Consider the following 14,858-nt stretch of genomic DNA (forward strand, 5'->3'; position numbering starts at 1 on the left):
TATGAGCGGGCTTGCCCGCTCACTACAACAAACCTATCCACCACAGCAGGCGGTGTTACTTGGCAGCCCAGGAGTTGAAGCGCTGCTCGAGCTGCTCACCGTTATCCGCCCAGAAGCTCACGTCGATCTGCACCTGGTTGGCGATGTTTTCCGGGGTGGTCGGCATATCCTTGAGGATGTCCTTGGCCAGCAACGGTACGGCTTGGGTGTTGGCCGGGCCGTAGGCGATGTTTTCCGAGTAGATCTTCTGCTGCTGCGGTTGCACCGAGAACGCAATGAATTTCTTCGCTGCTTCGGCACGGTCCTTGGCCAAGCCTTTAGGAATGGCCCATGCGTCGAAGTCGTAGATGCCGCCGTTCCACACCACTTTCAGGTTGCTTTCTTTTTGCACAGCGGCGATGCGGCCGTTGTAGGCCGAGCTCATCACTACGTCACCCGAGGCCAGGTATTGCGGCGGTTGTGCACCCGCTTCCCACCACTGGATCGACGGTTTGAGTTCGTCGAGTTTCTTGAACGCACGGTCCTGGCCATCTTTGCCGGCCAACACTTTATAGACGTCCTTCGGCGCGACGCCGTCTGCCATCAAGGCGAATTCCAGGGTGTACTTGGCGCCTTTACGCAGGCCACGCTTGCCCGGGAATTTCTTGGTGTCCCAGAAGTCTGCCCAACTGGTGGGTGCCGTGGAGAGCTTGTCGGCGTTGTAGGCCAACACGGTCGACCATACGAAGAAGCCTACGCCGCACGGCTGGATCGCACCCTTCACGTAGTCGGCGGTGTTGCCGAACAGTTTTGGGTCCAGCGGTTCGAACATGTCCTCGTCGCAGCCACGGGACAGCTCCGGGGATTCCACTTCCACCAGGTCCCAGGACACGCTCTTGGTGTCGACCATGGCTTTGACCTTGGCCATTTCACCGTTGTACTCACCGGCGACGATCTTGCCGTTGCCCGCGCTTTCCCACGGTGCGTAGAAAGCTTTGACCTGGGCCCCCTTATTCGCGCCACCAAAGGACACGATCGTCAGGTCCGGGCCTGCCATGGCCTGTGTCGCGCCCATCAAGCTCAAGGCCAGGGCTGAATATTTAAGGGATCTCAACATTGTTGTTCTCTCCACGTGCAGGGTTGGTGAAGCCATGGGGGCGATCAGTTCGCCTCTAGAAGTGGGTCGAGTGCGCGAACGTGCTCGACTTGCCAGCCAATCGGTACCACGTCGCCGACCGCCAATGCTGGGTCCAGCTCGGCAATCGGTTGTTTCACAAAAAAATCGGCTTTGCCGCAGACTTCCAGGCGCACACGCACGTGGTCGCCCAGGTAGATGAATTCCGCCACGCGCCCGGAGAAGCGGTTGACGCAGCTTTCGCTGGAACCATTGAGGCTGACGCGTTCCGGGCGCACCGACAGGGTCACCGGGCCGCCGATCTGGCCGACGTTGACCGCCAGTGCCTCGACCTTCTCGCCACGTGCCAGCTCCACCACGCAGCGCTCGCCGGTGTGGCTGTGCAGACGACCATTGAGGCGGTTGTTCTCGCCGATGAAGTTGGCAACAAAGGTGTTCTTCGGTTCTTCGTACAAGGTGCGCGGCGCGGCGATCTGCTGGATTTCGCCCTGGTGGAACACCGCCACGCGGTCAGACATGGTCAGCGCTTCGCCTTGGTCGTGGGTCACGTACACCACGGTCACGCCGAGGCGCTGGTGCAGGTGCTTGATCTCCATCTGCATGTGTTCGCGCAGTTGCTTGTCGAGGGCGCCGAGGGGTTCGTCCATCAGTACCAGTTGCGGCTCGAACACCAACGCACGGGCCAGGGCCACGCGCTGTTGCTGGCCGCCGGAGAGTTGCGCTGGATAACGCTGGGCGAAGGCGTCGAGCTGGACCATGCTCAGCACGCGTTTGACCCGCTCGCTGACATCGGTCTTGCTCAAGCCGCGCACCGACAGCGGGAACGCCAGGTTCTCGGCGACGGTCATGTGCGGGAACAGCGCGTAGTTCTGGAACACCATGCCGATGTCGCGCTTGTGCGGCGGCACATTGTTGATGGAGCGTCCGGCCAGCTGGATCTCGCCTGCCGTCGGCGTTTCAAAACCGGCCAGCATCATCAGGCTGGTGGTCTTGCCCGAACCGGAAGGCCCGAGCAAGGTGAGGAACTCGCCCTTGCGAATCTCCAGATTGAGGTCTTTGACGATCAGGTTCTCGCCGTCGTAGCTCTTCTGCACGCCACGAAAGCTGACCAGCACATCATTTGAATCCACCTCGCTCATACCCGCACCTTTGTGTTTTGGACTGCTGTGAGACAAGCGTAGTCCAGGCGCGAGCCCCCCGGAAATCGGGGGCCAGGAGAGAATCGCATCAGCCGGATGGAAGGTTTGGGGTAGGGATTGCCCTACAACGATGGCGCGCACTGGACAGTGCAGCTACAAGGGGCGAGCCGCAAGCGGCAAGAATGGGCTCGGCGGGGGTTTCGAGGTGTCGTAATTAGATATGTGATTAGAGCAGCTTGTGTTCCATGGCGTACTTCACCAGCTCGGCCAGGGAGGTGATATGGAGTTTTTGCATCAACCGCGCCTTGTGGGTGCTGATGGTCTTGCTGCTCAACGCCAACTGCTGGGCGATGTCGTTGACGTTGGCGCCCTGGGCCAAGCGTTCGAATACCGAGAACTCGCGCTCCGACAGCAACGAATGCAGCGGCCGGGTATCGGTGAGGCCCACTTCGAAAACCATGCGGTCCGCCAGGTCCGGGTCGATATAACGCCCACCGGCCGCCACCTTGCGAATTGCCGTGAGCAACAGCGCCGGGTCGCTGTCCTTGGTGGCATAGCCGGCGGCGCCGACCTTCAAGGCACGGGCGGCCATTTGCGCTTCGTCGTGCATCGACAGCACGAGGATCGCCGGCGGATTGTTCAGCGCACGGATGCGTGCAATCGCCTCCAGGCCGTTGACGCCAGGCATTGAGATATCCAGCAGCACCACTTCACACGGCACATGGCGCAAGGTCTCCAGCAGTTGCTCGCCATTGCTCGCTTCGCCAACGACCAACAGGTCTTTGGCCAGGCCGATCAATTGCTTGATGCCTTCACGAACGATGGTGTGGTCTTCGGCTACCAGTACGCGGATCACAGGGACTTCCTCTTGGTGTTATGCATCCAACGGCACCGTGACACTCAGGGTGGTGCCCTCCCCCAATTCGCTGTCCAGGCTCAGTTGCCCGCCCATGATCAGCACCCGCTCGCGCATGCCCACCAGGCCAAACGACACAGGGCGCCCCTGAACCTGGACGAAACCGACGCCATCATCGCTGATGGTCAGCCGCAAACCGGCGCCCTCGACGGCGAGGGTCAGCTCCACAGTATGCGCCTGGGCATGACGCATCACATTGGTCAGCGCCTCCTGCAGGATCCGGAACAGGCCAATGGCCTTGGCATCGCTGAGGGCCGGCAGGTTATCCGGGACTTGTACCAGACAGGGAATTTGCGTGCGGGCTTCGAAACGCCGGGCCTGCCATTCAATGGCCGAGGCAATGCCGGCATCGAGAATCGGCGGGCGCAGCGCCGTCGCCACATCGCGCACCAGCTGGAATAGCTGCGCGATCAGGCGCTTCATGCTGTTCAAGCGGTCGTGCAAACCGGGGTCGAGTTGCGCATAGCTCAGCTCGCACATTGAGGTCTCGAGCTTGAGCACCGTGAGCATTTGCCCAAGCTCGTCGTGCACCTCACGGGCGATCCGCGCCTTTTCTTCTTCGCGCACGGTTTCCAGGTGGGCGGACAGCTCGCGCAATTGCGCTTCACTTTGCAGCAAGGCCGTCAGGGTACGGCGTAGCTCAGTGACATCGTTGAGGTAGACCACCAGGTATTCGGCCTCGGCAAAACGCAGGAAGCTCAAGGACACGTTGGTCGGCAGGATGCTGCCGTCAGCACGCTGGCAATCGGTGGCGAAATTCTGCGGACCGTCTTCGCTGGCCCGCGCGCGCTTCCACAGGTTGAGCCAGCGGTCCATATGCAGGCTTGGATCAAGGTCAACCAGCGGCCGCTCGATCAGCGCACCGGGGCCGTAGCCGAGCATGCTCTCGGCCGCACGATTGGCGTAGCGCACATGGCTGTCCCAGTTGACCCAGAGGATGCCGACAGTGCTTTGGTCGATAGAAAATTGCGTCAACCGCAAGGCTTCGGCACCGGCGGCGCGGGCCGTGCTTTCTTCGCGGGCGGCCAACAAGCCGTGTTCCAGCACACGCTGCTGGCGACGCTGCCAAAACACGACAGCCAGGCTGGCGAGCAGCAACAGCCCCAGCAACAGGCAGAGGTTTTGCCACAGCCCTGGGGATGCTGTGAGGTGTGGGTATTTAGGTTGCAGCCAGCGGCTGTGCAGTTGGTCAAGGTCGCGTGCGGGGATGGCGCGCAAGGCGCTTTCCATGATGCTGGCCAATTCTGGCCATTCCCGCCGCGTAGCCACCCGCAGCAATTGCGGCAGACCAATATCGCCCACCACCGCCAGCCCGGCGAATTCCGCTTCGCCGGACAGACGGCTCAATTGCGCTTCGTCCACCACCGCGTAGCGTGCCTGCCGGCTCACCAGCAACTGCAGAGCCTGGCGCTCCATGGGCACGCCTTGAAGGTTGAGGCCGGGGTAGGTGCTGCGCAGGTAATCGGCCACAGCGCTGGGCATGCGCACGGCGACGCGGGATTGCTCATCGAGTTTCTCCAACTCCACGGCCCCACCGCCATCGCGGATACCGACAATGTGCTGCGGCACGCGCATATAAGGGTCGGTGAACAACCACAGACGCAAACCGGCAGGGGTTTGTTGCAGGCCGGGGGCGATGTCCACTTCGCCATCGCGTACGGCGGCTTCCAATTGCTCCTGGTTGGGGAAGTTGCGCCAGGTCAGCTCGATGTTCAGCGCCTTGGCTAACCATTGCATCAACTCGACATTGGCCCCGGACAGCCGCTGCAAACGCCGGTCGTATTGCGCGTAAGGTGCCTGCAACACCAGGCCCACCCGCAGCTCCGGGTGCTGGGCCAGCCATTCGCGTTGCTGTACATCGAGCTGCGCCTGGGGAACGGCGGGCGCAGGGGCGGCGTTTGCCATCAAGGCAAGGCACATACAGCCGATAACCAGCAGACAGCGAAAACCCATGATCCACGCCTCACATCACTGACAAACACTGACCAACCCATTAGGCTGCTGGAATCACTTCTGGCCGGGAATTAACGATGCCCTTTTTCCACCGTTCGGCACTGCCAGCATTGTGCCTGTCGCTGCTTTTTACCAGTGCCTTTTCTGTACAGGCCGCTGACGCCCCAGAGCCTGCCGCAGAAAAACCCGTCGAGCGCCAGCCTCTGCCTGAGCGCAGCCTGGCAGAAGCCAGCGCCCTGGAACGCAAAATCCCGCAACAGGAGCAGCAACAATTACAGGCCGGCAGCGATTCATTCCTCGCCCTGTGGAAACCGGCCAACAGTGCCGAACCCGAAGGTGTGGTGATTCTCGTACCGGGCGCCGGAGAGAATGCTGACTGGCCTCAAGCGATCAGTCCGTTGCGGCACAAATTGCCGGATGCCAACTGGGGCAGCCTCAGCCTGTCGTTGCCGGACGTGAGCGTGGACACCCTGCCGCCGCGTGTGATGGAAGCGCCCAAGGCCACCGTCGATGCCAGCAGCAAGGAAGCGAGCACCGCCGACAAACCCATCGAGCAGGCTGCCAGCGCTGAGGCCGAGGGCACTGACCCGGCAGTGGTTCCTGGGGCCGACGAGCAGGACAAGACCGATGCTTCGCGCATCTTTGCCCGCATCGATGCCGCCGTGGCCTTCGCCCAGACCCAGAGTGCGCGCAGTGTGGTGCTGCTCGGCCATGGCACCGGCGCCTGGTGGGCGGCGCGCTATTTGAGCGAGAAGCAGCCGTCCCAGGTGCAGAAGTTCGTCATGGTCGCGGCGCAGACGCCAACCGGGCGCCATCCGGACATCCAGCAACTGGCCCCCGGCCTGAAGCTGCCGACCGCCGACGTGTTCTATCAAGACGACCCTCAGACACGCAAAAACGCCCTGGCCCGCGCCCAGGCGGCCAAGCGTTTGAAGAATGACGGTTATAAACAGGTGTCGCTGAAAACCTTGCCCGGTAACAGCGCGGCTGAGCAGGAGCAGTTGTATCGACGGGTTCGCGGGTGGTTGAGTCCGCAGGCGACGACTGACTGAAACCGGATTGGCAACCCGGTCGAAATGTGGAAGCGGGCTTGCCTGCGATGGCGGACTATCAGTGCCAAAGGCATTGCTGACCCGCCGCTATCCCAGGCAAGCGAGCGCCCACAGTAGATCGGGTTTTCACGCAAAAATAATCAGCGGAAATCCCGCCGCTCGCGAATCAACGCATAAGCGCTATGCAATTCGCGAGTACGTTCGGTCGCCTCACGCACTTGCGCAGCGCTCGCGCCACTGCCGGCAACCTTGTCCGGGTGATGGCGGCTGAGCAGGCGGCGATAAGCCTGCTTGATCACCGACGGTTCGGTGGTGGCCGTCACACCCAGCACGCGCAACGCGTCCTGATAGGTAGGCCCCCGACTGACCAGCGGCTTACGCTCCGGTGTGTAGTCGGCCGCCAACGCCTGGAGCTGTTGCGGCGTCCAGCCCAGCCATTTGCCCCACAAGTCGATCAAGTCACGCTCGGCGTCATCCGCCTTGCCGTCTGCCCAGGCCATGCGCCAGCACGCACGCAATACACCTTCGGCCGCGTGGGGTTGCGCCTTGAGCACCCGCAGATAGCGGCGTACCCGGTCGGAGCCGGACTTGCCACGATTGAACGCTGCGATAGCACGACGTTGGGCTGACTCGGTCATGTCCAGCGAGCGCATCTCCTGGCGCGCCTGTTGAATATGGCCGTCCACCACGCGCCCATTGCTCTTGGCCAAACGCCCCAGCAACACAAACAACAGCTCGTCATTGCGCAACGCCGGGCGCCCGCCCAGCCGCTCGCGCAACTGCGCCCAGCTTTGCAGTTGCAGGCGACGGTCCAGCGCCTGCCCCAACAGCGCACCCAACAAGGCCCCCGGAATACTGGCTATGGCAAAGCCAGCCCCCGCGCCGATCAGCGTCCCTGGCCACAGCATGTTACTGCCCCGCTGTCAGCAGGGTTTCGACTTGCGCCAGGCGCTCCAGCGTACCGACATCAATCCAGCGTCCCGCCATGTGCTCCCCCGTTACCAGACCTTTAGCCATGGCCGCCCGCAGCAGCGGCGCCAGCTTGAAGGCACCCGCACTGCAACCCGCGAACAACGTGGGGTCGAGCACTGAAATGCCACTGAAGGTCAGGTTATCGGCACCGGCCGCAGCATCATGAAGCAAACCTTGATCAAGGTAGAAATCGCCACCTGAAGGGTGATGCGCCGGGTTGTCGACCATCACCAGATGGGCTAGGCCCTTGAGCGGTCGCTTGAGTGGGGTGAAGTCGTAGTCGGTCCAGATATCGCCATTGACCACCAGGAAGGGTTCGTCGCCCAGCAACGGCAATGCCTGGAAAATCCCACCGCCGGTTTCCAGCGGCTCGCCCTCGGGGGAGTAACGGATGCGCAAGCCAAACTGCGCGCCGTCCCCCAGATAACATTCAATCTGCTGGCCGAGCCAGGCATGGTTGATTACGATGTCAGTGAAGCCGGCCTTGGCCAGCGCCTCCAAGTGATACTCGATCAGACGCTTGCCGCCGGCCTGCACCAGCGGCTTGGGCGTGTGCAACGTGAGCGGACGCATCCGCTCACCTTTGCCAGCGGCCAGGATCATCGCCTTCATACGCTCACCTGCGCAGGTGGGCGCAGACTGGCCAGCAATTCACCCAGCTCGCTCAACTCCGAACGGTCCGCCAACACCGCGTCTATATAAGCAAAGAAGCGCGGCACATCGGCCAGGTAGCGTGGCTTGCCGTCACGATGGCAGATGCGCGCGAAGATACCGATGACCTTGAGGTGGCGCTGCACGCCCATCAGGTCGCTGGCACGCAGGAAGTCTTCGAAATCGGCCTGCACCGGGATGCCCAGTCTTACCGCGCGCTCCCAATAGCCGCGCTGCCATTCCCGCACGCGGGCCTGGGGCCAACTGAGGAAGGCGTCCTTGAACAGGCAGGTGATGTCGTAGGTCACCGGGCCGTAGACCGCATCCTGAAAATCCAGCACGCCGGGGTTCGGCTCGCTGATCATCAGGTTGCGTGGCATATAGTCGCGGTGCACCAACACCTTCGGCTGCGCCAGGGCACTGTTGATCAGGTGGTCACTGACGCGCTGCCAGAGCGCTTGTTGTTGCGTATCGAGTTCGATACCCAGATGGCGACGCACGTACCACTCCGGAAACAATTCGAGCTCACGACGGAGTAAGGCCACGTCATAGCTTGGCAATGGCGCGTCCATCGGCAACTGCTGGAACGCCAGCAAGGCATCGATGGCTTGGACAAACAATGGGTCGGCGTTTTTGTCGTCAATCACGTCCAGATAGGTTTTTCTGCCCAGGTCATTGAGCAAAAGAAAGCCTCGCGGCAAATCTTCTGCATAAATTTTTGGAACATTTATCCCTGACTTCGCCAGCAAATGTGCGATATCGACGAAAGGTTTGCAGTTTTCCTGGGGGGGTGGCGCATCCATTACCACGAATGTATGACCACCGCCTTCCCAACGGAAGTAGCGCCTGAAACTCGCGTCGCTGCTGGCCGCGGTCAATGTGGCCGGGGGTACAGCACCCCAGCCTTGAGCGTTGAAAAGGATCGGCAACTGCTCATCCAGCCAGACTTCCAGCTGTTGTAAACGTAGATCTTGCTCTGGCATTACAAGGGTCTCCGACGGCGCTAGCCGTCAAGCGGGGCATGCTTTATTATCACGCATCTTTTTCAGACCATCGAGAGGCGTGCGGCCCAAACCGCGGGCAGATGGCACGCAGGAAGCCCGGACTAATAAGATGGCATTGAAATCCCCCGCGTTTCGTAGAAAATTTCCGTTGCTGGTAACCGGCAGTCTGCTGGCCTTGCAACCCTTCGCCACCTCATTCGTGGTCGCCGCGGAACAGTATGACTGCTCAGTCTCTGCTTCGGGTGCCTGGGATTGCGCGCCGAAAACCGCCGCAGCCCCTCTGCCACCACGCCCGGTGCATGACGGCGCAGCCGTCAGCTCCGCCAACAGCACGGCGCAAGCCGAGGCTGGCGGCAAAGCCGAGGCCGTGCCGCAGACCGCACTGGTCACCGACTCCAAGGGCCGTGGCCTGCGCTCGCGCAGCGCCGACTACAGCCACCTGGACTGGGTACCGCGCGACAAGCTGACCGCAGCGCAGTTGGCCGAAACCGGCCCGTATTGCGGCGGTGCGTACATCGAGCCGATTCGTCCTGGCATGAACGACAAGACGAACAAGAGCGATGCGCCCACCTTCATCGGTGCCAAAGCCTCGCGTTACGAGCAGGAGTCGCAAGTCGCGACCCTGGCCGGTGACGTCGTCATGCGCCAGGGCAGCATGCAGATGGAGTCCGAAGAAGCCAGCCTGTACCAGGCCGAGAACCGTGGCGAGCTGAATGGCAAAGTCCGTCTGCGCGACAACGGTGCACTGATCGTCGGCGACCATGCCGAAGTGCAACTCGACACCGGCGCCGCCCAGATCGACAACGCCGAATACGTGCTGCACAAGTCGCGTATCCGCGGTAACGCGCTGTACGCCAAGCGTGCCGAAAACGCGATCATCCGTCTCAAGGACGGCACGTACACGACGTGCGAGCCAGACAGCAACGCCTGGCAGCTGCGAGGCAACAACATCACGTTGAACCCGGCAACCGGCTTCGGTACGGCGACCAACGCGACATTGCGGATCAAGAACATCCCGATCCTGTACACCCCTTACATCTATTTCCCGATCGACGACCGTCGTCAATCCGGCTTCCTGCCACCGAGCTTCAGCAGCGGCAGCGAAAACGGCTTTACCCTGGTTACGCCTTACTACTTCAACCTGGCGCCAAACTACGACGCCACGTTGTACCCGCAATACATGACCAAGCGCGGCATGATGATGGAAGGCGAATTCCGCTACCTCACCAAGTCTAGCGAAGGCCAGTTCGGCGGCGCGTACCTGAACGACGACAACGACGAGCGCAGCAAGCAGACCGATTACGAAAAAACCCGCTACATGCTCAACTGGCAACACAAGGGCGGGTTGGATTCGCGTGTAATGACCCAGGTCGACTACACAACGATCAGCGACCCTTACTTCTTCCAGGACCTCAAGTCCAACCAGGAAGGCGTCGAAAGCCGAGACTACGTCAACCAGCAGGGTTCCGTGACGTATCGCGGTGACACCTTCCAGGCTCGCCTGAACCTTCAGGCCTACCAGTTGGCAACGATCTCCCAGATCACCCCGTATGACCGCCTGCCGCAGATCACCTTCAACGGTCAGCTGCCATACCACCCTGGCGGCCTGAACTTCAGCTACGAGACCGAAGCCGTGCGCTTCGACCGTGACCTGGAGAACGGATTCTTCAAGGATCAGGATGGCGTAGCAACACGCCGCCTGGATACCTACGTCACGGGCCTGACCCGCGCGAACGGTACTCGCCTGAACGTAGCGCCGGCCGTCGAATACCCGATGAACTGGACCTACGGCTTTGTTACGCCGAAACTCAAGTACGTCTACACCAAGTACGATCTGGACCTGGACAGCATTGGCAAGAACGACATCATTGCCGCTCAAGCTGCAGCCACCCCGGCCAACCCGTACGCAGGCGGCACGTTCAAAAGCTCCCAGGACCGTGCGGTTCCGGTGGCCAGCGTCGACAGCGGCCTGTACTTCGACCGCAATACCAACTGGTTCGGCAAAGACTACCGCCAGACCCTCGAACCACGTGCGTTCTACCTGTATGTGCCGAACAAGGACCAGGCTGACATCCCGGTCTTCGACACCAGCGAGTACTCGTTCAGCTACGCGTCGTTGTTCCGCGACAACCGTTTCAGCGGCTCCGACCGTATCGGCGACGAGAACAAGCTGTCGCTGGGCTTGACCAGCCGCTGGATCGAAGACAACGGTTTCGAGCGTCAGCGCGTAGCCGTGGGCCAGGCGCTGTACTTCAAGGATCGTGAAGTTCAACTGCCGGGCATCCTCGCCGCCGACCGTGCCGATGCACAGTCGGACGTATCGCCAGTCGCCCTGGACTACGAGTTCCGCTTCAACCGCGATTGGCGCGCCACGGCCGACTACAACTGGGACACCGAGGAACACAGTCCTCGTTCCGGCAGCGCGATGCTTCACTACCAGCCGGAAGACAACCCGAACAAGATCATCAACGTCGGTTATCGCTATCGTAACGACCAGGTCGTCTACAACCAGCTGACCGGCAAATGGCAGTTCGGCGGTGACTACGGCCAGCCAGGCGACGCGAACTTCGTGAAGGATTACTACAAAATCCAGCAACACGACTTCTCGATGATGTGGCCGATCATTCCTCAGTGGAACCTGATCACCCGCTGGCAGTATGACTACGCTCGCAACCGTACGCTGGAAGCCTTCGGTGGTTTCGAGTACGACAACTGCTGCTGGAAACTGCGCGTCATCAACCGCTACTGGGTTTCCAACGACGAATACAGCCAGATCGCCCCGCTTAACGAAAAGGGTGACCACGGGCTCTTCCTGCAGATCGTCCTCAAAGGACTCGGCGGCCTGACCGGCGCCAAGGTAGAGAGCTTCCTCGACAAAGGCATTGAAGGTTATCGTGAACGTGAAAACCAAGCTTTCTGATTGTCTGCGCCCGCTAGTGCTGGGCGCGCTGTTCCTGGGGACCGCATCGGCACACGCTGCGGTTCAACAGCTGGATAAGGTAGTGGCCATCGTCGATAACGACGTGATCATGCAGAGCCAACTGGACCAACGCGTCAAGGAAGTCCAGCAAACCATCGCCAAACGTGGCGGTGGCGTGCCACCGACCAGCGTCTTGGACCAACAGGTTCTGGAGCGCCTGATCGTCGAAAACCTGCAATTGCAGATCGGTGATCGTTCCGGCATCCGTATTTCGGACGAGGAACTGAACCAGGCGGTAGGCACCATTGCCCAGCGCAACAATATGAGCATTGATCAGTTCCGTGCAGCACTGGCCCACGACGGTTTGTCCTATGAGGACGCCCGTGACCAGATCCGCCGTGAAATGATCATCAGCCGTGTGCGTCAGCGCCGTGTCGCCGAGCGGGTTCAAGTGTCCGAGCAGGAAGTGAAGAACTTTCTGGCGTCGGACCTTGGCAAGATGCAGCTTTCCGAAGAACTGCACCTGGCCAACATCCTGATCCCGACACCGGACAGCTCGAACTCCGAGCAGCTCAATGCAGCCGCCGCTAAAACCCAGGCTATTTATGATCGTTTGAAGGCCGGTGCTGACTTCGCCCAAATGGCGATCGCCCAGTCGGGCAGCGACAACGCCCTCGAAGGCGGTGATATGGGCTGGCGTAAGGCTGCTCAGTTGCCTCCACCGTTCGACCGCGAGCTGAGCGCTATGGAAGTGGGTGGCATTACTCAGCCAGCCCGTACCCCAGGCGGTTTCATCATTCTCAAGTTGCTGGAAAAACGCGGTGGCGAGACCTCGCTGAAAGACGAAGTACACGTTCGTCACATCCTGGTCAAACCAAGCGAAATCCGCACCGAAGCCCAAACCAAGGAACTGGCCCAGAAGATCTATGACCGCATCGAAAGCGGTGAAGACTTCGCCACCCTGGCCAAAAGCTTCTCGGAAGACCCGGGTTCTGCTCTCAACGGCGGCGACCTGAACTGGATCGACCCGAAAGCCTTGGTGCCAGAGTTCCAGCAAGTGATGGCCGATACTCCGCAAGGTGTGCTGTCCAAGCCGTTCAAGACCCAATATGGCTGGCATGTGCTGGAAGTCCTTGGCCGTCGCGCCACCGACAACACCAGCCAGGCCCGCGAGCAACAAGCACTGAACGTATTGCGTAACCGAAAATACGACGAAGAGCTGCAAACCTGGATGCGTCAGATCCGCGACGAAGCCTACGTTGAGAACAAGCTGCCAGGCGCCGAGCAAACAGGCACCGACCAGGCTACTCAGTGAAACCCCAGCGTTTCGCGGTGACACCCGGCGAGCCGGCCGGCATTGGTCCTGACCTGTGCCTGCTGCTCGCCTCGCAATCCCAGCCATACCCCCTGATCGCCATTACCAGCCGCGACCTGCTCCTCGAGCGGGCCGCGCAACTGGGTGTGGCCGTCAATTTGCTGGACGTGGCGCCGGGTTACTGGCCCGACCTGCCCGCTCCCGCCGGCAGCTTGTATGTGTGGGACACGCCGCTGCAGGCCAAGGTAGTGGCCGGGCAACTGGACAAGGCCAATGCGGCGTTCGTGCTGGAAACCCTGACTCGCGCAGGGCAAGGCTGCATCGACGGCGACTTCGCCGGCATGATCACCGCCCCAGTGCACAAGGGCGTGATCAATGAGTCTGGCATCGCCTTTTCCGGCCATACCGAATTCCTCGCCGATCTGACCCACACCGCTCAAGTCGTCATGATGCTGTCCACGCGCGGCCTGCGAGTCGCCTTGGTGACCACGCACCTGCCCCTGCGTGAGATTGCGGACGCCATCACTGCCGAACGTTTGGAGCGTGTGACGCGCATCCTGCATGCCGACCTGCAACAGAAATTCGGCATTGCCCAACCGCGCATCCTGGTCTGTGGGCTCAACCCCCACGCGGGTGAAGGCGGCCACTTGGGCCATGAAGAAATCGACATCATCGAACCAACCTTGGAGCGTCTGCGCCAAGAAGGCATGGACCTGCATGGCCCACTGCCTGCGGACACTCTGTTTACCCCCAAATATCTGGAGCACTGCGACGCAGTGCTGGCGATGTACCACGACCAGGGGCTGCCGGTGCTTAAATACAAAGGCTTCGGCGCCGCCGTCAACGTGACACTGGGCCTGCCGATCATCCGGACGTCCGTCGACCATGGCACTGCCCTGGACCTGGCGGGCAGCGGCAAGATCGATACCGGCAGCCTGCACGTGGCCCTGGAAACCGCCTATCAGATGGCCGAGACCCGTATATGACCGAGCATTACCAACACCGGGCGCGTAAGCGCTTCGGGCAAAACTTCCTGCATGACGCTGGCGTGATCGACCGTATCCTGCGCTCTATCCATGCCAAGCCCGAAGACCGCCTGCTGGAAATCGGCCCGGGCCAGGGCGCACTGACCAAAGGTCTGCTTAACAGTGGCGGCCAACTGGATGTGGTTGAGTTGGACAAGGACCTGATCCCGATCCTCAACCAGCAGTTCGCCGACAAGCCGAACTTCAACCTGCACCAGGGCGATGCACTGAAGTTTGACTTCAACAGCCTCAACGCAGCGCCCAACAGCCTGCGGGTGGTGGGCAACCTGCCATACAACATCTCCACGCCGCTGATCTTCCACCTGCTGAACAACGCCGGGATCATCCGCGACATGCACTTCATGCTGCAAAAGGAAGTGGTCGAGCGCCTGGCTGCAGGGCCTGGTGGTGGCGATTGGGGTCGTTTGTCGATCATGGTTCAGTACCACTGCCGCGTCGAACACCTGTTCAACGTCGGGCCCGGCGCGTTCAACCCACCGCCGAAGGTCGACTCGGCCATCGTGCGCCTGGTGCCTCACGCCGTGCTGCCCCACCCGGCCAAGGATCACAAATTGCTGGAGCGCGTCGTACGCGAAGCGTTCAACCAGCGCCGCAAAACCTTGCGCAATACACTCAAGAACCTCTTGAGCACCGCTGAAATCGAAGCTGCTGGTGTCGACGGCAGCCTGCGCCCCGAGCAACTGGACCTCGCGGCGTTCGTGCGCCTGGCCGACCAGCTTGCCATCCAGCCTGCGCCAGCCGCGGGCTGAAGTCGGCCGTACCTGGGCCAGACACCA

At 61.2% G+C, this 14,858-nt stretch carries 12 protein-coding genes; 5 read left to right on the plus strand and 7 right to left on the minus strand.

Going from position 1 to position 14,858, the window contains the following annotated elements:
* Nucleotides 1-55 precede the first annotated feature (55 nt).
* The 4 genes from AACY30_RS21100 to AACY30_RS21115 form a co-directional block, all read right to left on the minus strand.
* On the minus strand, nucleotides 56-1,096 hold the full coding sequence (locus AACY30_RS21100) for an ABC transporter substrate-binding protein (protein WP_339541080.1): 1,041 nt from the start codon (nucleotides 1,094-1,096) through the stop codon (nucleotides 56-58).
* A 44-nt stretch (nucleotides 1,097-1,140) separates the two neighbouring features.
* Nucleotides 1,141-2,253 carry an ABC transporter ATP-binding protein gene (locus tag AACY30_RS21105; protein ID WP_049711272.1) on the minus strand — a complete coding sequence of 371 codons (1,113 nt, stop codon included), beginning with the start codon at nucleotides 2,251-2,253 and terminating at the stop codon, nucleotides 1,141-1,143.
* Nucleotides 2,254-2,479: 226 nt separating this feature from the next.
* Entirely contained in the window at nucleotides 2,480-3,109 is a 630-nt protein-coding gene (locus AACY30_RS21110; protein WP_049711271.1) for a response regulator, read from the minus strand.
* Nucleotides 3,110-3,127: 18 nt separating this feature from the next.
* The gene (locus tag AACY30_RS21115) at nucleotides 3,128-5,122 is read right to left on the minus strand and encodes a PAS domain-containing sensor histidine kinase (RefSeq protein WP_339469814.1); all 1,995 of its coding nucleotides are present in this window, start codon (nucleotides 5,120-5,122) and stop codon (nucleotides 3,128-3,130) included.
* A gap of 77 nt (nucleotides 5,123-5,199) precedes the next feature.
* Between AACY30_RS21115 and AACY30_RS21120 the strand changes: the two genes are divergently transcribed.
* Nucleotides 5,200-6,174 (plus strand): alpha/beta hydrolase family protein, encoded by a 975-nt coding sequence (locus tag AACY30_RS21120; RefSeq protein WP_339469813.1) that lies wholly within the window; start codon nucleotides 5,200-5,202, stop codon nucleotides 6,172-6,174.
* A gap of 140 nt (nucleotides 6,175-6,314) precedes the next feature.
* Here the strand turns inward: AACY30_RS21120 and AACY30_RS21125 are convergent, their stop codons facing one another.
* From AACY30_RS21125 to AACY30_RS21135, 3 genes are read right to left on the minus strand one after another with little or no spacing between them, the layout of a single operon-like run.
* On the minus strand, nucleotides 6,315-7,082 hold the full coding sequence (locus AACY30_RS21125) for a TerB family tellurite resistance protein (protein WP_339469811.1): 768 nt from the start codon (nucleotides 7,080-7,082) through the stop codon (nucleotides 6,315-6,317).
* A 1-nt stretch (nucleotide 7,083) separates the two neighbouring features.
* Nucleotides 7,084-7,758, minus strand: a complete 675-nt coding sequence (gene murU / locus AACY30_RS21130) for an N-acetylmuramate alpha-1-phosphate uridylyltransferase MurU (protein ID WP_339469810.1) — start codon at nucleotides 7,756-7,758, stop codon at nucleotides 7,084-7,086.
* Nucleotides 7,755-8,780, minus strand: coding sequence for an aminoglycoside phosphotransferase family protein (locus tag AACY30_RS21135; protein WP_339469809.1), 1,026 nt, complete (start codon nucleotides 8,778-8,780; stop codon nucleotides 7,755-7,757). The genes murU and AACY30_RS21135 overlap by 4 nt, the downstream gene beginning before the upstream one ends.
* A 130-nt stretch (nucleotides 8,781-8,910) precedes the next feature.
* Between AACY30_RS21135 and AACY30_RS21140 the strand changes: the two genes are divergently transcribed.
* From AACY30_RS21140 to rsmA, 4 genes are read left to right on the plus strand one after another with little or no spacing between them, the layout of a single operon-like run.
* Entirely contained in the window at nucleotides 8,911-11,721 is a 2,811-nt protein-coding gene (locus AACY30_RS21140; RefSeq protein ID WP_339469807.1) for an LPS-assembly protein LptD, read from the plus strand.
* The gene (locus tag AACY30_RS21145) at nucleotides 11,696-13,036 is read left to right on the plus strand and encodes a peptidylprolyl isomerase (protein WP_339541081.1); all 1,341 of its coding nucleotides are present in this window, start codon (nucleotides 11,696-11,698) and stop codon (nucleotides 13,034-13,036) included. The genes AACY30_RS21140 and AACY30_RS21145 overlap by 26 nt, the downstream gene beginning before the upstream one ends.
* Nucleotides 13,033-14,022, plus strand: a complete 990-nt coding sequence (gene pdxA / locus AACY30_RS21150; RefSeq protein WP_339541082.1) for a 4-hydroxythreonine-4-phosphate dehydrogenase PdxA — start codon at nucleotides 13,033-13,035, stop codon at nucleotides 14,020-14,022. The genes AACY30_RS21145 and pdxA overlap by 4 nt, the downstream gene beginning before the upstream one ends.
* Nucleotides 14,019-14,831, plus strand: a complete 813-nt coding sequence (gene rsmA, locus AACY30_RS21155; protein ID WP_339469802.1) for a 16S rRNA (adenine(1518)-N(6)/adenine(1519)-N(6))-dimethyltransferase RsmA — start codon at nucleotides 14,019-14,021, stop codon at nucleotides 14,829-14,831. Before pdxA ends, rsmA begins: the two co-directional genes overlap by 4 nt.
* The last annotated feature ends 27 nt before the right edge of the window (nucleotides 14,832-14,858 follow it).

This window comes from Pseudomonas sp. RA_5y_Pfl1_P24 (genome assembly GCF_963970945.1).
Taxonomy (GTDB): Bacteria; Pseudomonadota; Gammaproteobacteria; order Pseudomonadales; family Pseudomonadaceae; genus Aquipseudomonas; species Aquipseudomonas tritici.